Raw genomic sequence first — 25,504 nt, 5'->3', positions numbered from 1 at the left:
TGGAGAACCCCATGAACCTGCGCAGCAGCTGGGTCGTCGAGACCGGCCAGACCCGCGAGGACACCCGTCTGACCCAGGTCGGCGCGACCACCCCGGTCAACCCCGTCCAGGTCCGCTCCGGCATCCTGCCGGGCTCCTACGACGGCCGGTTCCGGCTCTCCGGCTTCTGGATGACGGGCGCCTCCGCCATGGCGGCGACCGTCTCCGAGGGCCGGGCCGTCATCCAGGGCGACATCTCCCAGGGCGTCTACCCGGTGGCCCTGCCGGCCTCGGAGACCGTCACCTTCGAGCCGGGCAACGCCCAGTACAACCGCATCGACCTGGTCGTCCTCAAGATCTACGACAAGCTGTACGACGGGCCCGACCGCAACGAGGCCGTGGTCGAGGTCATCCAGGGCAAGGCCGACCCGACCCCGCAGGCCCCGGCCGCGCCGCCGCGCAGCCTTCCGCTGTACGAGGTGACGGTGCCCGCAGGCGTCAGCGCGGGCAACGGCGGCATCAACTGGAACATCGCGCTGAAGGACCTGCGCACGCCGGTCGTCTCCGTCGGCGGCATCCTCCCCGTGGAGGGCCCGGTCCTGCCGGGCGCCTACCCGGGCCAGTTCCAGGACTCCGGCGGCGCGCTCCAGCGCTGGGACGGCGGCGCGTGGGTGCCGTACCCGTCGGCGCTCGGCGGCATCATCCCGAGCAGCGCGGGCACGCTCACGGCCAGCTACACGGGCCAGTACCGGGACACCGCGGGCGGTCAGCTCCAGCGCTGGAACGGTTCGGCGTGGCGGCCGGCGTACCCGGGTCCGTACTTCAACGACTCGCTGGACGCGGGCTACACCGTCTCCACGACCTACGTGAACACGCTGGTCGAGCGGACGACGAACCCGCTGGTGGTGACCTTCGTCGCCCCGGAGTCCCGTCAGGCGATCCTCACCTTCGGCTCGCGGATGGAGCTGAGCCTGGTCTCCGGCACGACGGGCATCGCCAGCTCGGCCTACATGTGCGTACGCGTCACCCAGGGCGCCACCGTCCACCGGGAGGTGGAGGACGAACTCGCCGCGATCGCATCCAAGTCGGCCGACCCCACGGACGCGTTCTCCGCGTCCAGCACGCAGCGTCTGCACACCCTGACGCCGGGCGCGACCTACACCGTGACCGCGTACTACCGGACGTCCAACGCCAACGTGCGGGCGTGGTTCGACAACACCTTCATCCAGGTCACGCCGCAGTACTGAGCCGCGAGCCGTCACGCGGCCGCCCGATCGCCCCCATCCCCAGGAGATCCCCATGCCCGTACGCTCCGGCTGGCTCATGCCCACCGGGCAGACCCGCCAGAACACCCGTATCACCTCCCTCGGCGCCACCACCCCCGCCAACCCGCTCGCTTCCCGCTCCGGTGTCCTGCCCGGCACGTACGACGGCAAGTTCCGGGTCGGCGGTCTGTGGATGAGCGGCAGCGGACCGATGACGGCCACCGTCTACCACGGCAAGGCCGTCATCCAGGGCGACACCACCGACGGCGCCTACCCCGTGGCCCTGGACGAGGACCTCACCCTCACTTTCGGCGACGGCGATCCGCTGCACACGCGCATCGACCTCGTCGTGGTCCGCGTCTACGACCACGACGTCGACGTGCTCGGCAAGTACGAGGCGGCCGTGGAGATCGTCCGGGGCGAGGCGAGCGCCACCCCGGTGGCGCCCACCCCGCCCACGCTCTCGCTCACGCTCTTCTCGGTCAGGGTGAAGCCCGGGGCCTCGGCGGGAACGGGCGGCATCGGCTGGACCGACAGCGGTGTCGTCACCGACCTGCGCACGACGGTCGTGAGCGCCGGCGGCATCCTGCCCGTCTACAACAACGCCGGCGTGGCCGGCGCCTACCCGGGCCAGTACCAGGACAACGACAACTCCCACTTCCTGCAGCGCTGGGACGGCACCGCCTGGGTCGCCTACCCGAAGGAGATCGGCGGCATCGCGGCCAACGGGACGCTGTCGACCGGCGGTTACACCGGGCAGTTCCGGGAGAACAACGGAGTCCTGCAGCGGTGGAGCGGGGCCGCGTGGGTGAACTACCAGCCGCCCGTGGAGGTGGAGACCACCACGGCGGGCGCGACGGCGGCCACCGGCTGGACCCTGTCCGGCTTCGTGGCGCGCAGGACCCGAGGCGTGGTCACCGTCTCCATGACCGTGACCCGCAGCGGAGCCGACCTCACCGCCACGAGCGCGGGCAACCTCACCCCCGACGAGCTGCTGGGCACCCTGCCGGCCGGCTGGCGGCCGGCGAACGACTTCGACGCCATCGGCAACGACGCCTACGGCTCGGGGTCCGTCACGTTCCAGTCGAACGGGTCGGTGTACCTGCGGACGTGGTCCGGAAACGGAGTGCTGACCGCCGGCAAGTTCCTCCGCACGACCGCCACCTTCGTCCAGTAAGGGGTACGCGATGGCTCTCGACACGCCCTACCGGGCGATCTTCTGCGACCTGTTCACCGACCAGACCATCGACATCCTGCCGCTGCGGGACGTCCAGTTCGACGACTACATCGGCAAGGCCGGCTCCCTGTCCGGCACCGTGCCCGTCCCCGACCGGGACATCGCCGACCGGGTCCGCAAGATCCAGGCGGGCCGCACCACCGTCTACCTGGAGCGCGGCGGGGACCTGTGGTGGGGCGGCATCATCTGGACCACCACGCTGCAGTCAAGCGGACGCGGGGTGCTCACCCTGGGGGTCCAGGCCGCCACCTTCGACTCGTACGCCACACGCCGCCGCATCCGCACCGACGTCACGTACGCCACGCCGACGGATCAGCTGACCATCGCCCGCAGACTGTGGACGGACGTCCAGAACGGGCTCGGCCGCAGCGGCATCGACATCGGCGACGAGACCTCCGGTGTCCTGCGGACGGCGTCCTGGCGGCTCGGCGACGAGACTGTCTACCAGGAGGCGCTGGACCAACTCGCGGCCCAGGAGAACGGCTTCGAGCAGCAGATCCTGGTCTACCGCGACCCGGTCACCGGCACCCGGATCCGTCAGCTGAGGCTCGGCCACCCGAAGATCCGTACCGGCGCGACCGACATGATCTTCGACCGGCCCGGCGCCATCCTGTCGTACTCCTTCCCGGACGACGCCACCCGCGGCGGCACCACCGCCCTGGCCCGCGGCGCGTCCGCCAACTCCAACGCCGCCGCCGAGTCCCGGCCGACCATGTCGGCGGAGAAGGTCAACACCGCCCTGCTCAACGGTGGCTGGCCGCTGATCGACCTGTCGTCGGACCACAACGAGGTCAGCGACACCAAGACCCTCGACTCGCTGGCCGCCGCCAACCTCGCCCAGGCGGCCGGCTCCGTGCTGATCCCCGCGATCAGCATCCGGCTCGGTGGGATCGTTCCGCCGGCGCTCCTCGGCCGCACCGCCCGGATCCGGATCACCGACGAGTGGCACTCCGAGGGTCTCGACCGCCGCTACCGCATCATCGGCGTGAAGGTCAGTCCCCCGGAGCGCGGCCGCCCCGACACCGCAGAGCTCTATCTCGAGGAGGCGTGATGGCCCAGCTGCCCGAGGACATCATCGACCGGCTGACCCAGATGGAACGCCGGATCCAGGCCCTGTCCACCGCCGTGAACACACGCCCCGCCCTCAACGACATCGCCGACGGCGCGCTCACCGTGAAGCGGACCAACCCCGACGGCACCATCAGCACGCTCCTCCAGATCGGCAGCAGCACGCCGACGACCACGCGCCCCGTGGTGCGGATCAACGACGCGTACAACCACGAGATCTTCTCGGACGACGTGGTCACCGGCGGTATCGCCAGGCCCTGGCTGGCGATGCTGACGCCCCAGGACCTCAACTCCGCGCGCTGGCTCTCCACGACCGCCACCGGATGGACCACGATCGCGCGGTCCCACAACCCGATCTGGCAGCCGAGGATGCGGCTGATCCTGGACACCAAGGTCAGCAGCGGCGCCACCGGATCGGTACGGGTACTCGTCGACGGCGCCGTCTGGGGGCCCACCGTGACCGCGCCCAACGCCTTCGACCACAGCGGCTTCGTCACCACCGACATGACCGCCCGCTTCGGCTCGCTCCTGAGGGTGGAGGTCCAGGCCATGGTCAGCAGCGGTGGCACCGTCTACGCCCAGCCCGCACTGATGTACGGCACCCAGAGCTGACCCGAACCGAGCCGACCGAGCCGAACCCCGAGGAGCCCACCATGCCCATCGACCCCACCCAGCCCTGGGGCGTCTCCATCGACTACGCCGGGCGGGCCACCGTCACCGACGGCGGCCACGACATCGACGTACGCGTCTACGACAACACCCTCGGCGGCCCGCTGGAACCCGACCAGCTGACGGGCGCCTACCCCGCGGTCTACGTCACCGCCCAGGTCGACGAGCACGACGGGACCGGCGCCGCCCTGCGCGGCTACGGCCTCGTCGTCGTCGACCCGCCGGACAGCGCCCCGGTCGTCCCCGACCCGGCCGCCGTCCAGCAGGCCGTCGCGGCGGCACTCGCCGACTTCGAAACCCGCCGCGCCGCCTACGCCGCCCTCTGCGCGACCTGGGCTCCCGCACCGGCGCCCACCCCGACCCCCGCCCCGGAACCGGAGCCCGAGCCGGAACCGGAACCGAGCCCCGCACCGGCGCCGTAAGAGCCGCGCCCCGCCCCGTACGCCCGCCCCCGCGCGGGCTTTTTTCATGCCCCCGCACATCTGGAGGACACCATGGCCACTCCCCTCACCGCCGATCAGCTCCTCGCCGCCCTGCGCGCCGAGGGCGTCACCGTCGTCGAGCACGACGGCTGGCGCACCCACAACCGCAACCAGGCCGGCCCCTGGGGGCCCGTCAACGGCGTGATGATCCACCACACCGTCTCCAGCGGCACCGCCTCCTCCGTCGAGCTCTGCTACAACGGCTACGACGGCCTGCCCGGCCCGCTCTGCCACGGCGTCATCGCCAAGGACGGCACGGTCCATCTCGTCGGCAACGGCCGCGCCAACCACGCGGGCGGCGGCGACCCGTCCGTCCTCCAGGCCGTGATCACCGAGACCTACGGGGACCGGCCGCCGGCCCCGCACGAGCACCAGGGCAGCGCCGGCGCCGTCGACGGCAACACCCGCTTCTACGGCTTCGAGTGCATCAACCTCGGCGACGGCACCGACCCCTGGCCGGCCGCCCAGCTCGACGCCATCGAGCGGGCGTCCGCCGCGATCTGCCGCGCCCACGGCTGGGGCGCCAAGTCCGTCATCGGACACCTCGAATGGTCCGACTGGAAGAGCGATCCGCGCGGCTTCGGCATGCCGGGGATGCGGGACCGCGTCCAGAAGCGGCTCGCCGCGTCCCCCGCCAAGCAGCAGCCGGCCGCGCAGAAGCCGGCCGCCCCGCGCTACCAGCCCTTCCCCGGCACCTCGTTCTTCAAGACGAACCCCAGCTCCCCGATCGTCACCGCGATGGGCCGCCGCCTCGTCGCCGAGGGCTGCTCCGCCTACGCCACGGGCCCGTCCCCCCGCTGGAGCGAGGCCGACCGGCGCAGCTACGCGAAGTGGCAGCGCAAGCTCGGCTTCAGCGGCTCCGACGCCGACGGCTGGCCGGGCGCCATGTCCTGGAACGCGCTCAAGGTCCCGTACACCAAGTAAGGAGCACACCCCCATGTCCGAAGCCGCCAAGCGCACCGCCCGTACCGTTCTGCAGTCCGCCGTCGCCCTCGCCGTCGTCTTCCCCGCGGTCGTCGACGCCTCCGGCCTCCCGGCCACCCTCCCCTGGGTCGCCGGAGCGCTCGCCGCCGCCGGAGCCCTCACCCGGGTGATGGCGGTCCCGGCCGTCCAGAGGCTGCTCCCCGCCTGGCTGCGCACCACCTCGGGAGCGGCCGATGACCGAGCCTGAACAGCACGACCCGGTCACCGTCGCCGTCGAACTGGAGCGGCTCCGCGGCACGCTGGAGGCCGGGTTCGCCCGTGTCGACGGCTCGCTGGCGCTGCTCGTGCAGCGCAGTGACCAGACGGACAAGCAACTCGCCGACATGGAGTCCCGGCTGGACGCGCTGGAGCGCGCCCGCTGGCCGCTCACCAGCATCGCCGCGCTGACGGCGAGCGCCGGCCTGATGCTCGCGGTCTGGGAGCTGGCCGGCCGCTAGCCCCTCTTGTCCCGAACACGCCGAAGGGCGGCACCCCGGTGTCGGGGTGCCGCCCTTCGGTTCGCACTACTTACTGGTTGTACGGACCGTAGTCGTAGTCCTCCAGCGGAACGGCCTGGCCGGAGCCGGTGCCGAACGGCGAGTAGTCGATGTCGTCGTAGCCGACGGCCGAGTACATCGCGGCCTTGGCCTCCTCGGTCGGCTCGACCCGGATGTTGCGGTAGCGGGACAGACCCGTACCGGCCGGGATGAGCTTACCGATGATGACGTTCTCCTTGAGGCCGATGAGGCTGTCGGACTTGGCGTTGATCGCCGCATCCGTCAGGACTCGGGTCGTCTCCTGGAAGGAGGCGGCCGACAGCCAGGACTCCGTCGCCAGCGAGGCCTTGGTGATACCCATCAGCTGCGGACGGCCGGAGGCGGGGTGACCGCCCTCGGTGACCACACGACGGTTCTCGGTCTCGAACTTCGAGCGCTCGACGAGCTCGCCCGGCAGCAGCTCCGCGTCGCCGGACTCGATGATCGTCACACGGCGCAGCATCTGCCGGATGATGATCTCGATGTGCTTGTCGTGGATCGACACACCCTGCGAGTTGTAGACCTTCTGGACCTCGCCGACCAGGTGGACCTGGACCGCGCGCTGACCGAGGATCCGCAGCACGTCGTGCGGGTTGGTGGCACCCACGGTGAGCTTCTGGCCCACCTCGACGTGGTCGCCCTCGCCCACCAGCAGACGGGCACGCTTCGAGATCGGGAACGCCGTCTCGTCGCTGCCGTCGTCGGGGGTGACGACGATCTTCTTGGTCTTCTCGGTCTCCTCGATACGGACGCGGCCGGCCGCCTCCGAGATCGGGGCGACACCCTTGGGCTGACGAGCCTCGAAGAGCTCGACGACACGGGGCAGACCCTGGGTGATGTCGTCACCGGCCACACCACCGGTGTGGAAGGTACGCATCGTCAGCTGGGTACCGGGCTCACCGATGGACTGGGCGGCGATGATGCCGACCGCCTCACCGATGTCGACCAGCTTGCCGGTGGCCAGCGAACGGCCGTAACAGAAGGCACAGGTACCGACGGCGGACTCACAGGTCAGGACCGAGCGGGTCTTGACCTCCTCCACGCCGGCGCCCACGAGGGCGTCGATGAGCACGTCACCCAGGTCGACGTTGGCCGGCGCGATGACCTTGCCGTCCACGACGACGTCCTCGGCGAGCATCCGCGCGTACACGGAGGTCTCGACGTCGTCCGTCTTCCGCAGGATGCCGTCGGCACCCTTCTCGGCGATCCGCAGCTTCAGACCGCGCTCGGTGCCGCAGTCCTCCTCGCGGATGATCACGTCCTGCGAGACGTCCACCAGACGACGGGTCAGGTAACCCGAGTCGGCGGTACGCAGGGCGGTGTCGGCCAGACCCTTACGGGCACCGTGCGTCGAGATGAAGTACTCGAGGACGGAGAGACCCTCACGGAAGGACGCCTTGATGGGACGCGGAATCGTCTCGTTCTTGGCGTTCGACACCAGACCACGCATACCGGCGATCTGCCGCATCTGCATCATGTTTCCTCGGGCACCCGAGTCAACCATCATGAAGATGGGGTTCGTCTTGGGGAAGTTCGCATTCATCGCCTCGGCAACCTCGTTGGTCGCCTTGGTCCAGATGTTGATGAGCTCCTGAGTGCGCTCTTCCTTGGTGATGAGACCGCGCTCGTACTGCTTCTGGACCTTCTCGTCCTGCTCTTCCCAGCCCTTGACGATCGCCTTCTTGGCCTCGGGGACGACAACGTCCGAGATGGCCACGGTGACGCCGGAACGGGTCGCCCAGTAGAAGCCCGCCGCCTTCAGGTTGTCGAGCGTCGCCGCCACGATGACCTTGGGGTAGCGCTCGGCGAGGTCGTTGACGATCTCGGAGAGCTGCTTCTTGCCGACCGAGTAGTCGACGAACGGGTAGTCCTCGGGCAGCAGCTCGTTGAAGAGCGCGCGGCCCAGCGACGTACGCAGACGGAACGAGTCACCCTGCTGCCACTCCGGCTCGCCCTCCTCGGCGACCGGGGGAACCCAGCCGCGCGGCGGAACGGTGCCGATCGGGAAGCGGATGTCGATCTGCGACTGCAGCGCGAGCTCGCCGGCGTCGAACGCCATGATCGCCTCGGCCGTGGAGCCGAACGCGCGGCCCTCGCCCTTGGTGTCACGGAGCTCACCGTCGGTGGTCAGGAAGAACAGACCGAGGACCATGTCCTGGGTCGGCATCGTGACCGGACGGCCGTCGGCCGGCTTGAGGATGTTGTTCGAGGACAGCATCAGGATGCGGGCCTCGGCCTGCGCCTCCGCGGAGAGCGGCAGGTGGACGGCCATCTGGTCACCGTCGAAGTCCGCGTTGAACGCGGTGCAGACGAGCGGGTGGATCTGGATGGCCTTGCCCTCGACCAGCTGGGGCTCGAAGGCCTGGATGCCGAGGCGGTGCAGCGTGGGCGCACGGTTCAGCAGAACCGGGTGCTCGGCGATGACCTCTTCGAGGACGTCGTACACGACCGTGCGGCCGCGCTCGACCATCCGCTTGGCGCTCTTGATGTTCTGCGCGTGGTTCAGGTCGACCAGGCGCTTCATCACGAACGGCTTGAAGAGCTCCAGCGCCATGGCCTTGGGCAGACCACACTGGTGCAGCTTCAGCTGCGGACCGACGACGATGACGGAACGCGCGGAGTAGTCCACACGCTTACCGAGCAGGTTCTGACGGAATCGACCCTGCTTGCCCTTCAGCATGTCGCTGAGGGACTTCAGCGGACGGTTGCCGGGGCCCGTGACCGGGCGACCACGACGGCCGTTGTCGAAGAGGGCGTCGACCGCCTCCTGGAGCATCCGCTTCTCGTTGTTCACGATGATCTCGGGGGCACCGAGGTCGAGCAGACGCTTCAGACGGTTGTTGCGGTTGATCACGCGGCGGTACAGGTCGTTCAGGTCGGAGGTCGCGAAGCGGCCACCGTCCAGCTGCACCATCGGACGCAGGTCCGGCGGGATCACCGGCACGCAGTCGAGAACCATGCCCTTGGGGCTGTTCGCGGTCTGCAGGAACGCGGAGACGACCTTGAGGCGCTTGAGCGCACGGGTCTTCTTCTGGCCCTTGCCGGTACGGATGATCTCGCGGAGGCGCTCGGCCTCCTCGTCCAGGTCGAAGGACTCCAGGCGCTTCTGCAGCGCCGCGGCACCCATCGAACCGTCGAAGTACGTGCCGAAGCGGTCACGCAGCTCGCGGTAGAGGAGCTCGTCGCCCTCCAGGTCCTGGACCTTGAGGTTCTTGAAGCGGTTCCAGACCTCGTCGAGACGGTCGATCTCGCGCTGCGCACGGTCGCGCAGCTGCTTCATCTCACGCTCGGCACCCTCGCGCACCTTGCGGCGCACGTCGGCCTTGGCACCCTCGGCCTCGAGCTCGGCCAGGTCGGTCTCGAGCTTCTTGGCGCGGGCCTCCAGGTCGGAGTCGCGACGGTTCTCGATCTGCTGACGCTCGACGGAGACGTGCGCCTCCAGCGAGGGCAGGTCACGCGTACGACGCTCGTCGTCCACGAACGTGATCATGTACGCGGCGAAGTAGATGACCTTCTCGAGGTCCTTCGGCGCGAGGTCCAGCAGGTATCCCAGACGCGACGGGACGCCCTTGAAGTACCAGATGTGGGTGACGGGGGCGGCGAGCTCGATGTGGCCCATCCGCTCACGGCGCACCTTGGCGCGGGTGACCTCGACGCCACACCGCTCACAGATGATGCCCTTGAAGCGGACACGCTTGTACTTGCCGCAGTAGCACTCCCAGTCCCGGGTCGGACCGAAGATCTTCTCGCAGAAGAGTCCGTCCTTCTCGGGCTTGAGCGTGCGGTAGTTGATGGTCTCGGGCTTCTTGACCTCGCCGTGGCTCCACTGACGGATGTCGTCAGCGGTGGCCAGACCGATCCGGAGCTCATCGAAGAAGTTGACGTCGAGCACTATGCGTCAATCCCTCTCAGGGTTGTAAGTCTTGGGGTCTGAAACGGGGGTCCTGGGGCCGGCCGGGGGCTCATTGCTGAGCCCCCGTACCGGACTCCCGTCAGACCTCTTCGACGCTGCTCGGCTCGCGCCGGGACAGGTCGATACCGAGCTCCTCCGCTGCGCGGAAGACGTCCTCGTCGGTGTCGCGCATCTCGATGGACATGCCGTCCGAGGACAGCACCTCCACGTTGAGGCACAGGGACTGCATCTCCTTGATGAGCACCTTGAAGGACTCGGGGATGCCGGGCTCAGGGATGTTCTCGCCCTTGACGATGGCCTCGTAGACCTTCACGCGGCCGGTCACGTCGTCGGACTTGATCGTCAGCAGCTCCTGGAGGGCGTAAGCGGCGCCGTATGCCTCCAGCGCCCACACCTCCATCTCACCGAAGCGCTGGCCACCGAACTGGGCCTTACCACCCAGCGGCTGCTGGGTGATCATCGAGTAGGGACCGGTCGACCGGGCGTGCAGCTTGTCGTCGACCAGGTGGTGGAGCTTGAGGATGTACATGTACCCGACCGAGATCGGGTCCGGGAACGGCTCGCCGGAGCGGCCGTCGAACAGACGCGCCTTGCCGGAGGGGAGCACCATGCGCTCGCCGTCGCGGTTCGGGATCGTGTGCTGCAGCAGACCCGCGAGCTCGTCCTCACGCGCACCGTCGAAGACGGGGGTGGCGACGTTGGTGCCCGGGGCGACCTGGTCGGCACCGATGGCCTGCAGGCGCTGCGCCCAGTCGCCCGCGAGACCGGAGACGTCCCAGCCGCGGCTGGCGAGCCAGCCGAGGTGGATCTCCAGGACCTGTCCCGGGTTCATTCGGGACGGGACACCCAGCGGGTTGAGGATGATGTCGACCGGAGTTCCGTCCTCGAGGAACGGCATGTCCTCGATCGGAAGGATCTTCGAGATGACACCCTTGTTGCCGTGACGGCCGGCGAGCTTGTCACCATCGGTGATCTTGCGCTTCTGGGCGACGTAGACGCGGACCAGCTGGTTCACGCCCGGGGGAAGCTCGTCGCCCTCCTCGCGGTCGAAGACGCGGACGCCGATGACCTTGCCGGTCTCGCCGTGCGGCACCTTCAGCGAGGTGTCACGGACCTCACGCGCCTTCTCACCGAAGATCGCGCGGAGCAGACGCTCCTCCGGGGTCAGCTCGGTCTCACCCTTGGGCGTGACCTTGCCGACGAGGATGTCGCCGGCGACGACCTCGGCACCGATACGGATGATGCCGCGCTCGTCGAGGTCGGCGAGGACCTCCTCGGAGACGTTCGGGATGTCCCGGGTGATCTCCTCCGGACCGAGCTTGGTGTCACGGGCGTCGACCTCGTGCTCCTCGATGTGGATCGAGGAGAGGACGTCGTCCTGCACGAGGCGCTGCGACAGGATGATCGCGTCCTCGTAGTTGTGACCCTCCCACGGCATGAACGCCACGAGCAGGTTCTTGCCGAGCGCCATCTCACCGTTCTCGGTGGCCGGACCGTCGGCGAGGACCTGGCCCTCGATGACCCGGTCGCCCTCGGAGACGACGACCTTCTGGTTGACCGAGGTGCCCTGGTTCGAGCGGGAGAACTTGGCCATCCGGTACGTGGTGTACGTGCCGTCGTCGTTGGCGACGGTGATGTAGTCGGCCGAGACCTCCTGGACGACACCGTCCTTGTCGGCCTTCGGCACGTCACCGGCGTCGGTGGCGCAGCGGTACTCCATGCCGGTACCGACGAGCGGGGCCTCGGACTTAATCAGCGGCACCGCCTGACGCATCATGTTCGCGCCCATGAGGGCACGGTTGGCGTCGTCGTGCTCGAGGAAGGGGATCATGGCCGTCGCGACCGACACCATCTGGCGCGGCGAGACGTCCATGTAGTCGACCTCGGTCGGCGGGACGTAGTCGACCTCGCCACCACGGCGGCGGACCAGAACGCGCGGCTCGGTGAAGCGGAGCTCGTCGTTCAGGGTCGCGTTCGCCTGGGCGATGACGTAGCGGTCCTCTTCGTCGGCCGTGATGTAGTCGACCTCGTCGGTGACCTGACCGTCGACGACCTTGCGGTACGGCGTCTCGATGAAGCCGAACGCGTTGACGCGGCCGTACGAGGCGAGCGAACCGATCAGACCGATGTTCGGGCCTTCGGGGGTCTCGATCGGGCACATGCGTCCGTAGTGGGACGGGTGCACGTCTCGGACCTCGAAGCCGGCCCGCTCACGGGACAGACCACCGGGACCCAGCGCCGAGAGACGACGCTTGTGCGTCAGACCCGACAGCGGGTTGTTCTGGTCCATGAACTGCGACAGCTGGCTGGTGCCGAAGAACTCCTTGATGGAGGCGACGACCGGCCGGATGTTGATCAGGGTCTGCGGCGTGATCGCCTCGACGTCCTGCGTGGTCATGCGCTCACGCACGACGCGCTCCATACGAGCCAGACCCGTACGGACCTGGTTCTGGATGAGCTCGCCGACGTTACGCAGACGACGGTTGCCGAAGTGGTCGATGTCGTCGGTCTCGACGACGATGTCCCGGCCCGACTCGCCGATCGTCTCGGTCTCGCCCGCGTGGAGCTTCACGAGGTACTTGATCGTGGCGATGATGTCGTCGGTGGTCAGGACACCGGCGTCCAGCGGCTCATCCGCGCCGAGCTTCTTGTTCACCTTGTAGCGGCCGACCTTCGCGAGGTCGTAGCGCTTCGGGTTGAAGTAGAGGTTCTCGAGCAGCGTCTGAGCGGCCTCACGGGTCGGCGGCTCGCCCGGACGGAGCTTGCGGTAGATGTCGAGCAGCGCGTCGTCCTGGCCCTGGGTGTGGTCCTTCTCCAGGGTGGCGCGCATGGACTCGTACTCGCCGAACTCCTGCAGGATCTGCTCGGTGGTCCAGCCGAGCGCCTTCAGGAGGACGGTGACGGACTGCTTGCGCTTGCGGTCGATGCGGACACCGACCATGTCGCGCTTGTCGATCTCCATCTCCAGCCAGGCACCCCGGGACGGGATGATCTTGGCCGAGAAGATGTCCTTGTCGGACGTCTTGTCGATCGAGGAGTCGAAGTAGACGCCCGGCGAACGGACGAGCTGCGAGACGACGACACGCTCGGTGCCGTTGATGACGAAGGTGCCCTTGTTCGTCATGAGCGGGAAGTCGCCCATGAAGACCGTCTGGGACTTGATCTCGCCGGTCTCGTTGTTCGTGAACTCGGCGGTGACGAAGAGCGGGGCGCCGTACGTGAAGTCACGGTCCTTGCACTCGTCGATCGAGTTCTTCGGGGGCTCGAAGCGGTGGTCGCGGAAGGTCAGCGACATCGACCCGGAGAAGTCCTCGATCGGAGAGATCTCCTCGAAGATCTCTTCCAGACCCGACTTCCTGGGGACGTCCTGTCCCGACTCGAGAGCTGCCTCGACGCGAGCCTTCCAGGCGGCATTGCCGAGCAGCCAGTCAAAGCTCTCGGTCTGCAGCGCGAGGAGGTTCGGAACCTCGAGGGGCTCCTTGATCTTTGCAAAGGAGATGCGCAGCGGGGCGGTGCTGGCGCCGTTGTTCGTATTGGTCGAGGCGTTGCGCGAGGCGGCCAAGAGGGGGTCCTTCCGAGGGCTCGGACTCACTACGCGCGTACCGGTCCCCAGCGACGCAGAGGGACAGACGATTCCTGATGGGGCCAAAGGCCCAGGTCAGGTCAGGTCTGCCGACAATGCTGTGCGAGGGTATGCCCCTGGTGACGGGCAGGGGGCAGCTAACAGGCAGCGCAAAGGGTCAGTGTAGCCACTTGGCCCACTGATGTCCAGGGCGAGTTTTTCGCGACCCTCGTTGTTCTCAACTCCGCGGTACCTCGCGCCGTGCGGCGCACCTCGATACTGCCCGTTCCGCCGTCGATCCATGCCTCGGATACGGATCGTTGTGACGACGCGTCCTGAGAATTGCGCGCTGCGTGCGGTTCGTCAAGGCCCCCCGGTCAGCGGGGGCGCACGGCGAAGATCACCATACTCCGCTCCCCAGGGCTCGCACGACCCCCGCCACGCCCTTCCCGGGTACGCCGAAGGGCGACCACCCGGATGGGTGATCGCCCTTCGAAGGCGCCTGAGAGGCGCCTGAGCGAGTCAGGAGACTCGCAGGGTCTTACTTGACCGTGACGGAGGCGCCGGCAGCCTTGAGGGACTCGGCAGCCTTCTCCGCGGCCTCCTTGGCGACCTTCTCGAGGACCGGCTTCGGGGTGCCGTCGACGAGGTCCTTGGCCTCCTTCAGGCCCAGGGAGGTGAGCTCACGCACGACCTTGATGACCTGGATCTTCTTGTCGCCCGCACCCTCGAGGATGACGTCGAACTCGTCCTGCTCCTCGACAGCCTCGGCACCGGCGACCGGGGCGCCCGGGCCGGCAACGGCGACGGCCGCGGCGGCGGTGACGTCGAACTTCTCCTCGAAGGCCTTCACGAACTCGGAGAGCTCGATGAGGGTCATCTCCTCGAACTGCGCGAGCAGGTCGTCCTGGGACAGCTTCGCCATGATGGCGTCCTTCCACTAATTCGGCAGGTGCCGGATGTACATGTAGGCGGGCGTACGTTCGGCCCGCTGCGACCGTCGCCCTAGCGGGCGGCGATCATTGCGCGAGCCGAATTACTCGGCACCGCCCTGCTCGGCGAGCTTGACGCGAAGCGCCTCCGCGGTGCGGACGAACTTCGACGGCAGCGCCTGCAGGAGCGAGGCAGTCTGGGACTGCTTGCCCTTGAACGCGCCGGCCAGCTTGCTGAGCAGAACCTCGCGGGACTCGAGGTCCGCAAGCTTCTTGAACTCGTCGGCGGTCAGCGCCTTGCCATCAAGGACACCGCCCTTGATGACGAGGTTCGGGTTCTCCTTGGCGAAGTCACGCAGAGCCTTCGCCGACTCCACCGGGTCACCGGTGACGAAGGCGACCGCGGTCGAACCAGCAAGCTGGTCGTCCAGCGCGGCGATCCCGGCCTGGTTGGCCGCAATCTTGGTCAGCGTGTTCTTCACCACGGCGTACTGGGCGTTCTCACCGAGCGAACGACGCAGCGTCTTGAGCTGCGCCACGGTGAGCCCCGTGTACGAGGTCAGCACGACGGCGTTCGAGCTGCGGAACTTGTCCTCCAGCTCGGCTACCGCGGCAGCCTTGTCGGGCCTTGCCATAGAGCGTCGGCCTCCTTCCGGGTGATGAGGACCGCTCAGAAGGGGCTGAACAAAGAGAAACGCCCCGGCGCAGGCGCACGGGGCTCAGCTCGACCGAATCGAACGATCCGGGAACTCTTCCACGATTACCTGCGCGGGTCGTTCGCGTCTCAGCGAATCCTTCGGCCACCGGACCCTCTTGCGAGAGCACGGCAACGACCAGCGGTCTTTGGCTTCTGTGGAAGAGTACGCGACGGTCGCGGCGGGGAGCAAATCCGCCCCTACGGCTCAGCTCTCGCCGAGGCCCTTCAGCATCTGCGACAGGTCGTACGTGTCCTTGGCCGGCGGGGCCTTGACGGTGGCCTTGGGGCCGTAGTCGGTGTAGTCGGCCTTCATGTGCACCGTCCCCACGACCGTGGTCATGCCGACGACCATGCGGACCGGGTAGCCGGCCGCGTCGACCCAGACGTCGGTGTCGTAGCCCTTCAGGCCGATCTTCTCGACGTTGGCGATGAGCTTCTCGCGCTCCGCCTTCGAGAGCGTCGCGGACTTCGCCTTGTTGGCGTCCAACATCTGCTGGAAGCTGAGCGTGCCCTTGTAGTGCTGGGCCTGGACACCGTTGATCTTCTCGGCGCCGATGTGCTCGAGGTTCGGGGAGTCGAGCATCAGGGCGAGCTGCTGGGCCGGGTCCTGGTTCACGCTGCTCTGCAGGCCCCCGGTGAGATCCTCCTGGCCCTTCTCGCCCTTGAGGTCCACCTTCATCCAGCGCTTGCCGTTCATCTCGGCGGCCCGTGCGGCACCCATGTCCATGTACATGGCGTCGCCGAGCATGATCATGCGCGTCTGCTCGGGGGCGTCCGGGTCGCCGGCCGTCATCAGCGAGCCCTTCATGCTGATGTCCAGGGCCGCCGGGTCCCATCCCTGGACGCCGGTCATCTCCATCGTGCCGCCGCCGTCCATGGCGGCCGGCATCGTGATGGTCATCCGGATCCTCGCGGACTTGGCCTCCGAGGTCTTCTCGTAGGCGGCCTGGATGACCTTCGTGACGGCCTCGTGGGTCTGGAGCTGCGGCTCCGCCTCGACCGGGGCCTGCGCGGCCTTCTTGGCCCCCTCACCGTCCTGACAGCCCGCGACACCGGCGATGACGGCCACCGCCGTCAGCGAGACGCCCACGCGCTTCCACGCGGTCATTCCCATCGAGTCCCCACCCCTTGATCTGCTGTTCGTCGTTCGACTGAACGGTAACCCAGGGCTCTGACGGGGTCGTACGAGAAAAGGACCGGCCCCCTGCCCCTCCGAGGAGGGGCAGGGGGCCGGTCGACCACTTCAGCGAGCCGGATGGGCTCAGACCGCGGCCGGGTCCTCCTCGACGAGGAGGTTGCGGGTGCGGTTGGAGTCCAGCGGGATGCCGGGGCCCATCGTCGTCGTCAGGGTCGCCTTCTTGATGTAGCGGCCCTTGGCGGCGGACGGCTTCAGACGGAGGATCTCCTCCAGAGCCGCGGCGTAGTTCTCGACCAGCTTCGTCTCGTCGAAGGAGACCTTGCCGATGATGAAGTGCAGGTTCGAGTGCTTGTCGACGCGGAACTCGATCTTGCCGCCCTTGATGTCGTTGACAGCCTTCGCGACATCGGGGGTGACGGTGCCGGTCTTCGGGTTCGGCATGAGACCACGCGGGCCGAGGACGCGGCCGAGGCGGCCGACCTTGCCCATGAGGTCCGGGGTGGCCACAACGGCGTCGAACTCGTTCAGGCGCTGGCCCTTGGAGATCTCGTCGATGAGCTCGTCGGAGCCGACGATGTCGGCGCCCGCGGCGATCGCGGCCTCGGCACGGTCACCGGTCGCGAAGACCAGGACCCGGGCGGTCTTACCGGTGCCGTGCGGGAGGTTCACGGTGCCACGGACCATCTGGTCGGCCTTGCGCGGGTCGACGCCCAGGCGGAAGGCGACCTCGACGGTGCCGTCGAACTTGGTGGCGGCGGTGTCCTTGGCCAGACGGACGGCCTCGAGGGGGGCGTAGTTGCGCTCCCGGTCGATCTTGGCGTCCGCGGCGCGGAGTGCCTTGCTGCGCTTCACTGCTTCTCCTGTTGGTTCAGGTGTGTGGAGTCGTGGTGCGGGCCGGCGCTGGCCCTACCACTGAGGTCACAAGGGGGCTGATCAGCCCTCGACCGTGATGCCCATGGAACGGGCGGTGCCGGCGATGATCTTCGACGCGGCGTCGAGGTCGTTGGCGTTCAGGTCGGGGAGCTTGACCGTGGCGATCTCGCGGACCTGGGCGGCCGTGAGCTTGGCAACCTTGGTCTTGTGCGGCTCGCCGGAGCCCTTGTCCACACCCGCGGCCTTGAGGATCAGCTTGGCGGCCGGCGGAGTCTTGGTGATGAAGGTGAAGGAACGGTCCTCGTAGACCGTGATCTCCACCGGCACGACCATGCCACGCTGCGACTCGGTCGCGGCGTTGTAGGCCTTGCAGAACTCCATGATGTTGACGCCGTGCTGGCCCAGCGCGGGACCGACCGGCGGGGCCGGGTTGGCCGCACCAGCGTTGATCTGGAGCTTGATAAGCCCCGTGACCTTCTTCTTCTTGGGAGGCATTGCTCTCTCCGGGTCCTAGTGAGAGTGTTCAGCCCGCCATCCGGTCATCCGGATGGAGGCATACCGCACCACGATAACGGGTATAGACGTGCGGCTAAAAACCGAGCAGGTCAGAGCGGCTACGAGAGCCACTCTGACCTGGTCGGAAACCTGTGAGGGTCAGTTCTTCTGGATCTGGTCGAAGCTGAGCTCGACCGGGGTCTCGCGACCGAAGATCTCGACGAGGCCCTTGACCTTCTTGGAGTCGGCGTTGATCTCGTTGATCGTCGCCTGGAGGGTGGCGAAGGGGCCGTCGGTGACGGTGACCGAGTCGCCGACCTCGAAGTCCAGGACCTCGATCGTGACCTTGCGGGCCGGAGCCGGCTTGCCCTCGGCCTCGGCGGCCTCGCGGGCGGCCTTCTCCTCGGCCTCCGGGGCGAGCATCTTGACGATCTCGTCCAGGGTCAGCGGGTACGGGTCGTAGGCGTTGCCCACGAAGCCGGTGACGCCGGGGGTGTTGCGGACGACGCCCCAGGACTCGTTCGTCAGATCCATGCGGACGAGAACGTAACCGGGCAGCTTGTTCTGCCGGACGTTCTTGCGCTCGCCGTTCTTGATCTGGACGATCTCTTCCTCGGGGACCTCGGCCTGGTAGATGAACTCCTCGACGTTCAGCGAGACGGCACGCTGTTCGAGGTTGGCCTTCACGCGCTTCTCGTAGCCCGCGTAGGTGTGGATCACGTACCACTCGCCGGGCAGACCGCGAAGCTCGTCACGGAGGGCCTGGATCGGGTCGACCGGAGCGGCGGGCTCCTCGTCGGCCTCTTCGAGCTCGGCCTCGACGTCGGCGTCCTCGACGGACTCGTCATCGTCTTCGTCGGACTCGACGTCGGTGTCGTCCTCGACGTCGGTGTCGTCCTCGACGTCCTCGTCGGACTCCTCGGAGTCGTCCACGATGGTCAGGGCGGCCTCTTCGGCAGCCTCGCCCGCAGCGGCGTCAGCAGCCTCAGCCTGGTCCTCGTCGGCCGCCTCGAGGATGTCGAGCTCGTCCTCGGAAACGGACTCGTTCAGGTTCGGGTCAGACACGGTGGCTGCTTCTTCCTGGATACAGATGGGGTGGAACAAGAAGTCAGCCGAAGACGTACTTGACTGCTTCCTGGAAGCCATAGTCAATCACGGTCACAAGGCCGATCATGATGACAACGAAGACAATCACTACCGTGGTGTACGTCGTCAGCTGGCTGCGAGTGGGCCAGACGACCTTGCGAAGCTCCGCGACGATCTGGCGGTAGAAGAGCGCGAGACGGCCCAGAGGGCCCTTCTTTCCGCGCTTGCCGCCCTTGCGGGCCTTCTTCTTCGAGTCCGGCGCCTCGTCCTCGGCATCAGGCATGTCGATGGAGCCCACGGCGTCCGTCACGCTTCTCACCTGATCCCGGGTCATGGCAGTGCCGTGCCGGGTGGATCCGCACGGCGGTGCATCGAAGTACGTACATGCGCACACATCCTGGCGGTGTGTGTAGCAGGGCCGGAGGGACTTGAACCCCCAACCGCCGGTTTTGGAGACCGGTGCTCTACCAATTGAGCTACGACCCTTTGTGGCTTCCCCAACCTACCGCATCGTGAGATGTGGTCGGTGAGGGCCAACGAGCAGTGAGTGTACGTGTTCATGGGCGCCGCGTCGAACAGAAAGCACGTGGGAGCCCTCGTGGACGCTCGTACGACCAGGAATGACCGTTCCTGTCCGCTCCCTGAAACCTGTGTGCCGGGCGGGAAGGCGGTCTGGGAGCATGGGCCGCATGAGCGCTGCTACCCCTCCGACCGAGCGCCGGGTCTCCGCCCGCATCGGTGCGATCTCCGAGTCCGCGACCCTCGCCGTCGACGCCAAGGCCAAGGCCCTCAAGGCCGCCGGGCGCCCGGTGATCGGTTTCGGCGCGGGTGAGCCCGACTTCCCGACCCCGGACTACATCGTCGACGCCGCCGTCGAGGCGTGCAAGAACCCGAAGTACCACCGCTACACGCCGGCCGGTGGTCTGCCCGAGCTGAAGGCCGCGATCGCCGCCAAGACGCTGCGCGACTCCGGCTACGAGGTCGACGCCTCCCAGGTCCTGGTGACCAACGGCGGCAAGCAGGCCATCTACGAGGCGTTCGCCGCGATCCTCGACCCGGGCGACGAGGTCATCGTCCCGGCCCCGTACTGGACGACGTACCCCGAGTCGATCCGGCTCGCGGGCGGTGTCCCGGTCGACGTCGTCGCCGACGAGACCACCGGCTACCGCGTCTCGGTGGAGCAGCTGGAGGCCGCGCGCACGGAGAAGACCAAGGTCGTCCTCTTCGTCTCCCCGTCGAACCCGACCGGCGCCGTCTACAGCGAGGCCGAGACCGAGGCCATCGGCCGCTGGGCCGTCGAGCACGGTCTGTGGGTCCTCACGGACGAGATCTACGAGCACCTGGTCTACGGCAGCGCCTCCGCCGTCTCCCTGCCGTCGGTCATGCCGGAGCTGCGCGACAAGTGCATCGTCGTCAACGGTGTCGCGAAGACGTACGCGATGACCGGCTGGCGCGTGGGGTGGATCATCGGCCCGAAGGACGTGGTGAAGGCCGCGACCAACCTGCAGTCGCACGCCACGTCCAACGTGAGCAACGTGGCGCAGGTGGCCGCTCTCGCCGCCGTCTCGGGCAACCTGGACGCCGTCGCGGAGATGGGCCGGGCCTTCGACCGCCGCCGCCAGACGATCGTGCGGATGCTCAACGAGATCGAGGGCGTGCTGTGCCCGACCCCGGAGGGCGCGTTCTACGTGTACCCGTCGGTGAAGGCGCTGCTCGGCAAGGAGATCCGCGGCAAGCGCCCGCAGAACTCGGTCGAGCTGGCGGCCCTGATCCTGGACGAGGCCGAGGTCGCGGTCGTTCCGGGCGAGGCCTTCGGCACCCCGGGCTACCTGCGGCTCTCGTACGCGCTGGGTGACGAGGACCTGGTGGAGGGCGTCTCCCGCATCCAGAAGCTGCTTGCGGAGGCCCGCGACTGAGCACCTCCCGCGGAAGTGGACGGGCCCCTGGTTCCCCGGAACCGGGGGCCCGTTTTTACGTTCTAGCAAGGTCCCGATCGAGGAAAGGGGCTGTATTCGTCCATTCGGGTGCGGCAAGATCAGTCGATGGAGCACGTTTCCGAGAACGCTTTCCGCGACATCAACCTGCTGCCCAAGGCGCATCTGCACCTGCACTTCACCGGTTCGATGCGGCCCACGACCCTCCTGGAACTCGCCGACAAGTACGGCGTCCATCTCCCGGATGCGCTGAGCAGCGGCACACCGCCCAAGCTGCGGGCGACCGACGAACGCGGCTGGTTCCGGTTCCAGCGCCTGTACGACATCGCGCGGTCCTGCCTCCGAGAGCCCGAGGACATCCAGCGACTGGTCCGCGAGGCGGCCCAGGAGGACGTGCGGGACGGCTCGGGGTGGCTGGAGATCCAGGTCGACCCGACCTCGTACGCCCCGCTGCTCGGCGGTCTGATCCCGGCCATGGAGGTCATCCTGGACGCGGTGGACGCGGCCGCGCGCGACACCGGGCTCGGGATGCGGGTCCTGGTGGCCGCGAACCGGATGAAGCACCCCCTGGAGGCCCGCACGCTGGCGCGGCTCGCCGTGAGGTACGCGGATCGGGGCGTGGTCGGGTTCGGGCTCTCCAACGACGAGCGCCGGGGCATGGCCCGGGACTTCGACCGCGCCTTCGCGATCGCCCGTGAGGGCGGTCTGCTGGCGGCCCCGCACGGCGGGGAGTTGACGGGTCCGTCGTCCGTACGGGACTGCCTGGACGATCTCCGGGCGGCGCGGGTGGGCCACGGGGTGCGGGCGGCGGAGGACCCGCGGGTGCTGCGCAAGCTCGCCGAGAGGGGCGTGACCTGCGAGGTCTGCCCGGCGTCCAATGTGGCTCTCGGGGTCTACGAGAAGCACGAGGACGTGCCGCTGCGCACGCTCTTCGAGGCGGGGGTCCCGATGGCGCTGGGGGCGGACGACCCGCTGCTCTTCGGGTCGCGCCTCGCCGCGCAGTACGAGATCGCCCGCCGCCACCACGGCTTCACGGACGCGGAGCTGGCCGAACTGGCCCGCCAGTCGATCCGCGGCTCGGCGGCCCCGGACGACGTCAGCCGGAAGCTCCTGTCGGGCATCGACGCCTGGCTGGCCGCCCCGGCGGCGTGAAGCGGTGCAGGGGCGGCCGGGCCTGGAAGCCGATGTCGATCTCGGCGCGGTCCCACCGGCCGTCGGAGCTCGGTTCCAGGAGCGGGGTGAGCGAGCCGGTCAGGGCGTCGTGGCCCTGGCGGGCGCGCTTGTGCAGCGGGCCGAAACCGGCCGCGACCTCGAAGGTGGTGGCTGCGGCGGAGAAGACGTCGCGACCGCCGAAGAGGAAGAGCGTGCGGGCGTGGACCGCGGGGCGCAGCCATTCGCTCGCCCGCCAGTGACGCCGTTCCCATTCCGTCTGCCAGGCGGCCGCGTGCGCGGCGGTGCGGGCCTCGTCCGTACGGATGGTCAGTGGGGTGCCGCCCGTGCGGAGCCGGGCGCGCAGGTCCGGCCACGCGGAGGGGCGCAGGCCGGGTGTGCCGCCGTGGGCGAGGACGAGATCGACGGGCGTTCCCGGGGCGAAGGTCCTGGGGAGGCTCTCGCGCAGGGGCACGTGGACGATCGTGTGCCGGGAGAAGGCGGCGAAGGAGAAGAGCGCGGCGAGCCGGGAGAGCCCGTCGTGGTCGCCGAGGAGATAGCCCCAGCGTTCGCCGAGCGGATCGTTGAGCGTGGTGTGCCGGAGCGGGTGCCAGGGCTGGACGATCCGGTACGCGTGCGGCCCCGTGCGGGGCCTGAATTCACGGCACTTGAGACGCATGCGGACAGCGTGTCCGGGGCTCGGGTACGGCCGCAACGTCATTTCCGTACGGCGATCCCGGCCACCAGGGTGCGGGCGATCGACGTCGCGAAGGTGTCGAGGTCCTGCGGCGGCTCCTTGCCGACCTTCGCGTCGTAGGCGAAGGCCCGCTGGGAGCACGCGCCGAGCAGCAGGGACGCCGCCGCGAACGTGTCGGCGCCGGCGTCGACGCGGCCCGCCGCCTGTTCGGCGCGGAGATAGGCGTCGAGGCTCTCCAACGGGCGGTGCGGACCGGCGTCGAGCCGCCGCATCGACGCGTCGTGGCGGGCCTTGAGCCGGGTCTCGGCGTAGAGGGAGGCGGCGATCGGGAAGCTCTCGGCGTAGAAGAGCGCGGCCCGGCGGGCGATCTCGGTGAGGTTCTCCTCCACGGTGCGCAGCCCCGGCTCGGCGGCCAGCGATTCGAGCAGCGGTGCCAGCTTGGGGAGGCGCTCGGTCAGGACCGCGACGAACAGTTCCTCCTTGCCCTCGAAGTACTTGTAGAGCGCCGCCTCCGAGCAGCCGGCGCCCCGGGCGATCTCCTTGGTGGTCGTACGGGCGAGGCCCACGGTGGTCCACAGCTCGTGCGCCGCGTCGAGGATCCGTTCCCGTGTGGGCTTCTTCTCCATGGCTGCTCCAACTGGCTTGACGCAAGGGTGAGTACACACTCACTCTAGGGGTGAGTGAACACTTACCCACCCCAAGGAGGGTGCGCCATGAAGCTCACTGTCTTCGGTGCGACCGGTGGCATAGGCCAGGAGATCGTCCGCCAGGGACTGGCCACGGGCCATGAGGTCACGGCGGTGGTACGGGACCCGGCACGGTTCACGGTCACCGGCGAACGCCTGACGGTCCACCGGGCGGACCTCACCGACCCCGGCACCCTGCGCGCGGCCGTCGCGGGCAAGGACGCGGTGCTGTCCGGGCTCGGCGCACGCAGCCGCGCCGACGCCGGCATCGCCGCGAAGCTGACCCGCTCCGTCCTCGCCGCCATGGACACGGAGGGCGTCCGGCGCCTGCTGGTGGTCAGCGCCGCCCCGCTCGGCCCCACCCCGGACGGGCAGACCGTCCTCGACAAGACGGTGCTCGCGATCGTCAACTCCGTCCTGAAGGACGTCTACGACGACCTGCGCGCGATGGAGCGCGACCTGGCGGCGAGCGCCACGGACTGGACGTCCGTACGCCCGCCCAAGCTGACGGACAAGCCCCTCACCGGCCACTACCGCTCGGTCGTCGGCGGCAACCCGCCCCGGGGCCGCTCCCTCGCCCGCGCCGACGTCGCCCACGCCATGCTGGCGATGATCGACGACCCGGCGACGGTGAAGCAGGGCGTGGGGGTCGCCTACTGACCGGCGCCCGGGCAGTCGTCGTCCCGCGCCTCCACCGGCCGGTACGTGGTCGTCCGCGCGCCGTCGTCCGGCCGGCCCGGCCACGGGCCCGGCAACTCGAGGACGGCGGTCCGCTCCGAGGTCAGGGTCATGAAGGTCGCCAGGGGAAGGTCGTTCACCCAGTCGACGATCGTCTCCGTCCGCCCCTGGCCCTCGGCCCGCCACAGCCGCCCCCCGAAGACCGCGTAGCGCATCCCGCACTCCTTGCGCATGTCGTACGGGTAGCGGACGCCCCGGACCGGCCGGTCCGGGCCGAGCGTGGCGGCCGGAGCGTCCCGGTACCGCCGCTCGGGCTCCTGCCCGAGGCACTCCGGCGCGGGCCCGGCCAGCAGGCGGAAGCGGAGCGTCGGCAGGGCGGTGGGCGTGTCCGTCTCGAAGACGGCCGTGTCCGGCTCGGAGCGGGAGTGGTAGCCGTCAGTCCAGCTCATGTAGCCGCGCATCCGGTCCGCCGCCCACCTCACCGTCACGGTCGATCCGCCGTCGGCCCGCTCCCAGACCCGTCCGCCGAAGACGGCGTACCGCAGGTCGCAGACGGCGGACAGGTCGTAGCGGTAGCGGACGTCCTCCACCGGCGTGCGTGGACCGGTGTCCAGCGGGTCGTCGGCTCCGGAGGGCGGCTGGGGCCGGTACTTCCCCTCGTACGGATACGAGGGGACGGCCGGCCCGGAGGTCGGGCCCGAGGGCAGGGCCGGCGGAGACGGCTCCGCCCAGCGCACGCCCAGGACCGAACCACAGGCGACCGCCACGGTGGCGGCGCCGGCCGCGAGCGAGCGACGTACCCGCCGGATGCTCCGCCCGCGCCCCACGACGGCGGCGACGGGTGCAGGTCCCGCGTCCCCGTCGGCGGCCAGGTCACGCAGCCCGCTCCTCAGGGAGTCCTCGGAGACGGAGTTCTCGGCGTCGTCCATCACGCGCCCCTTCCCGCGTATCCGGCGAGCGCGCCCCCGGCGCGCAGCCGTTCCAAGGCCCTGTTGGTCCGGCTCTTGACCGTCCCGGGCGAGCAGCCGAGCAGCTCGGCCGTCTGTTCCACGGACAGGTCCTCGTAGAAGCGGAGCACCACCACCGCGCGCTGCGCGCGGGGCAGGGCGGCCAGCGCGCGGGCCAGTTCGAGGCGCGCGTCGGCGCCGCCTGCCATGTCGTGGGTGTCGGGCGCGCTGTCGCCGCCGGGGCGCACGACCTCGGTGTGCCAGCGGCGGCGGCGCCAGGTCGCGTAGAGATTGACGACGACCTTGCGGGCGTACGCCTGGGGCGACTCCCAGCGGGCCGAGCCGCCCCAGCGCAGATAGACCCTGACCAGGGCGGCCTGGACGAGGTCCTCGGCCGCATGCGGGTCGCCGGTCAGCAGCCGGGCGGTGCGCAGCAGCGACGCGTACGCCGACTCCGCGAATTCGGCGAAATCCGGTGGGCCCGTCCCGTCCACCGTTCCCCCTCGACGAGCGTGCGG

24 protein-coding genes and 1 tRNA gene are annotated in these 25,504 nt (G+C 69.0%); 11 read left to right on the top strand and 14 right to left on the bottom strand.

What is annotated here, in order from left to right:
• Positions 1–11 precede the first annotated feature (11 nt).
• From ACFQ7Q_RS06180 to ACFQ7Q_RS06145, 8 genes are all read left to right on the top strand, one after another.
• Complete coding sequence (locus tag ACFQ7Q_RS06180; RefSeq protein WP_383550508.1) at positions 12–1,226, top strand: hypothetical protein; 1,215 nt, start codon at positions 12–14, stop codon at positions 1,224–1,226.
• A gap of 52 nt (positions 1,227–1,278) precedes the next feature.
• The gene (locus tag ACFQ7Q_RS06175; RefSeq protein WP_383550506.1) at positions 1,279–2,421 is read left to right on the top strand and encodes a hypothetical protein; all 1,143 of its coding nucleotides are present in this window, start codon (positions 1,279–1,281) and stop codon (positions 2,419–2,421) included.
• 10 nt (positions 2,422–2,431) lie between these two features.
• On the top strand, positions 2,432–3,532 hold the full coding sequence (locus ACFQ7Q_RS06170; RefSeq protein WP_383550504.1) for a hypothetical protein: 1,101 nt from the start codon (positions 2,432–2,434) through the stop codon (positions 3,530–3,532).
• Positions 3,532–4,161: a hypothetical protein gene (locus tag ACFQ7Q_RS06165; RefSeq protein ID WP_383550502.1), complete on the top strand. Its 630-nt coding sequence runs from the start codon at positions 3,532–3,534 to the stop codon at positions 4,159–4,161. The genes ACFQ7Q_RS06170 and ACFQ7Q_RS06165 overlap by 1 nt, the downstream gene beginning before the upstream one ends.
• A 41-nt stretch (positions 4,162–4,202) precedes the next feature.
• Positions 4,203–4,640 carry an ATP-binding protein gene (locus tag ACFQ7Q_RS06160; RefSeq protein WP_383550500.1) on the top strand — a complete coding sequence of 146 codons (438 nt, stop codon included), beginning with the start codon at positions 4,203–4,205 and terminating at the stop codon, positions 4,638–4,640.
• Between the two features lie 72 nt (positions 4,641–4,712).
• Positions 4,713–5,624, top strand: coding sequence for a peptidoglycan-binding protein (locus ACFQ7Q_RS06155; protein ID WP_383550498.1), 912 nt, complete (start codon positions 4,713–4,715; stop codon positions 5,622–5,624).
• A gap of 13 nt (positions 5,625–5,637) precedes the next feature.
• Positions 5,638–5,871, top strand: coding sequence for a hypothetical protein (locus ACFQ7Q_RS06150; protein WP_383550496.1), 234 nt, complete (start codon positions 5,638–5,640; stop codon positions 5,869–5,871).
• Positions 5,858–6,121: a hypothetical protein gene (locus ACFQ7Q_RS06145; RefSeq protein ID WP_383550494.1), complete on the top strand. Its 264-nt coding sequence runs from the start codon at positions 5,858–5,860 to the stop codon at positions 6,119–6,121. The genes ACFQ7Q_RS06150 and ACFQ7Q_RS06145 overlap by 14 nt, the downstream gene beginning before the upstream one ends.
• A gap of 70 nt (positions 6,122–6,191) precedes the next feature.
• Here ACFQ7Q_RS06145 and ACFQ7Q_RS06140 read toward each other — a convergent pair whose 3' ends face one another.
• From ACFQ7Q_RS06140 to ACFQ7Q_RS06095, 10 genes are all read right to left on the bottom strand, one after another.
• Positions 6,192–10,091: a DNA-directed RNA polymerase subunit beta' gene (locus ACFQ7Q_RS06140; RefSeq protein ID WP_383550492.1), complete on the bottom strand. Its 3,900-nt coding sequence runs from the start codon at positions 10,089–10,091 to the stop codon at positions 6,192–6,194.
• Positions 10,092–10,191: 100 nt separating this feature from the next.
• On the bottom strand, positions 10,192–13,674 hold the full coding sequence (gene rpoB / locus ACFQ7Q_RS06135) for a DNA-directed RNA polymerase subunit beta (RefSeq protein WP_383550490.1): 3,483 nt from the start codon (positions 13,672–13,674) through the stop codon (positions 10,192–10,194).
• Between the two features lie 541 nt (positions 13,675–14,215).
• The gene (gene rplL / locus ACFQ7Q_RS06130) at positions 14,216–14,599 is read right to left on the bottom strand and encodes a 50S ribosomal protein L7/L12 (protein WP_073910766.1); all 384 of its coding nucleotides are present in this window, start codon (positions 14,597–14,599) and stop codon (positions 14,216–14,218) included.
• 111 nt (positions 14,600–14,710) lie between these two features.
• Complete coding sequence (gene rplJ / locus ACFQ7Q_RS06125; RefSeq protein WP_383550488.1) at positions 14,711–15,241, bottom strand: 50S ribosomal protein L10; 531 nt, start codon at positions 15,239–15,241, stop codon at positions 14,711–14,713.
• Between the two features lie 267 nt (positions 15,242–15,508).
• On the bottom strand, positions 15,509–16,417 hold the full coding sequence (locus tag ACFQ7Q_RS06120) for a hypothetical protein (RefSeq protein ID WP_383550486.1): 909 nt from the start codon (positions 16,415–16,417) through the stop codon (positions 15,509–15,511).
• Between the two features lie 147 nt (positions 16,418–16,564).
• Positions 16,565–17,293: a 50S ribosomal protein L1 gene (gene rplA / locus ACFQ7Q_RS06115; RefSeq protein ID WP_361445285.1), complete on the bottom strand. Its 729-nt coding sequence runs from the start codon at positions 17,291–17,293 to the stop codon at positions 16,565–16,567.
• A gap of 81 nt (positions 17,294–17,374) precedes the next feature.
• Complete coding sequence (rplK, locus tag ACFQ7Q_RS06110; protein ID WP_030318720.1) at positions 17,375–17,809, bottom strand: 50S ribosomal protein L11; 435 nt, start codon at positions 17,807–17,809, stop codon at positions 17,375–17,377.
• Positions 17,810–17,968: 159 nt separating this feature from the next.
• Positions 17,969–18,874: a transcription termination/antitermination protein NusG gene (gene nusG, locus ACFQ7Q_RS06105; RefSeq protein WP_383550484.1), complete on the bottom strand. Its 906-nt coding sequence runs from the start codon at positions 18,872–18,874 to the stop codon at positions 17,969–17,971.
• 43 nt (positions 18,875–18,917) lie between these two features.
• Positions 18,918–19,205 (bottom strand): preprotein translocase subunit SecE, encoded by a 288-nt coding sequence (gene secE / locus ACFQ7Q_RS06100; protein WP_137993978.1) that lies wholly within the window; start codon positions 19,203–19,205, stop codon positions 18,918–18,920.
• Positions 19,206–19,308: 103 nt separating this feature from the next.
• Positions 19,309–19,381: transfer RNA gene (locus ACFQ7Q_RS06095), tRNA-Trp, on the bottom strand.
• Positions 19,382–19,584: 203 nt separating this feature from the next.
• Between ACFQ7Q_RS06095 and ACFQ7Q_RS06090 the strand changes: the two genes are divergently transcribed.
• Together ACFQ7Q_RS06090 and ACFQ7Q_RS06085 are read left to right on the top strand one after the other, a co-directional pair.
• A complete protein-coding gene (locus ACFQ7Q_RS06090) occupies positions 19,585–20,811 on the top strand; it encodes a pyridoxal phosphate-dependent aminotransferase (RefSeq protein ID WP_329117231.1) in 1,227 nt (408 codons plus the stop codon).
• A gap of 126 nt (positions 20,812–20,937) precedes the next feature.
• Positions 20,938–21,981: an adenosine deaminase gene (locus ACFQ7Q_RS06085; protein WP_383550481.1), complete on the top strand. Its 1,044-nt coding sequence runs from the start codon at positions 20,938–20,940 to the stop codon at positions 21,979–21,981.
• Here the strand turns inward: ACFQ7Q_RS06085 and ACFQ7Q_RS06080 are convergent.
• Together ACFQ7Q_RS06080 and ACFQ7Q_RS06075 are read right to left on the bottom strand one after the other, a co-directional pair.
• Positions 21,926–22,657: a hypothetical protein gene (locus ACFQ7Q_RS06080; RefSeq protein ID WP_383550479.1), complete on the bottom strand. Its 732-nt coding sequence runs from the start codon at positions 22,655–22,657 to the stop codon at positions 21,926–21,928. The two genes, ACFQ7Q_RS06085 and ACFQ7Q_RS06080, sit on opposite strands and share 56 nt — an antisense overlap.
• A gap of 38 nt (positions 22,658–22,695) precedes the next feature.
• Positions 22,696–23,301: a TetR/AcrR family transcriptional regulator gene (locus ACFQ7Q_RS06075; RefSeq protein ID WP_383550477.1), complete on the bottom strand. Its 606-nt coding sequence runs from the start codon at positions 23,299–23,301 to the stop codon at positions 22,696–22,698.
• 87 nt (positions 23,302–23,388) lie between these two features.
• Here ACFQ7Q_RS06075 and ACFQ7Q_RS06070 point away from each other — a divergent pair, with 87 nt between their 5' ends.
• Entirely contained in the window at positions 23,389–24,021 is a 633-nt protein-coding gene (locus tag ACFQ7Q_RS06070; protein WP_383550475.1) for an NAD(P)-dependent oxidoreductase, read from the top strand.
• Here ACFQ7Q_RS06070 and ACFQ7Q_RS06065 read toward each other — a convergent pair.
• Positions 24,015–24,968, bottom strand: coding sequence for a hypothetical protein (locus ACFQ7Q_RS06065; protein WP_383550473.1), 954 nt, complete (start codon positions 24,966–24,968; stop codon positions 24,015–24,017). The genes ACFQ7Q_RS06070 and ACFQ7Q_RS06065 overlap by 7 nt on opposite strands.
• Positions 24,968–25,480 carry a SigE family RNA polymerase sigma factor gene (locus tag ACFQ7Q_RS06060; RefSeq protein ID WP_383550471.1) on the bottom strand — a complete coding sequence of 171 codons (513 nt, stop codon included), beginning with the start codon at positions 25,478–25,480 and terminating at the stop codon, positions 24,968–24,970. Before ACFQ7Q_RS06060 ends, ACFQ7Q_RS06065 begins: the two co-directional genes overlap by 1 nt.
• Positions 25,481–25,504: the final 24 nt, after the last annotated feature.

The sequence above is a fragment of the Streptomyces sp. NPDC056527 genome (genome assembly GCF_042794475.1).
Classification (GTDB): Bacteria; Actinomycetota; Actinomycetes; order Streptomycetales; family Streptomycetaceae; genus Streptomyces.
Note: the sequence above shows the minus strand (reverse complement) of the source record. Positions and strands in the feature narration are given on the sequence as shown.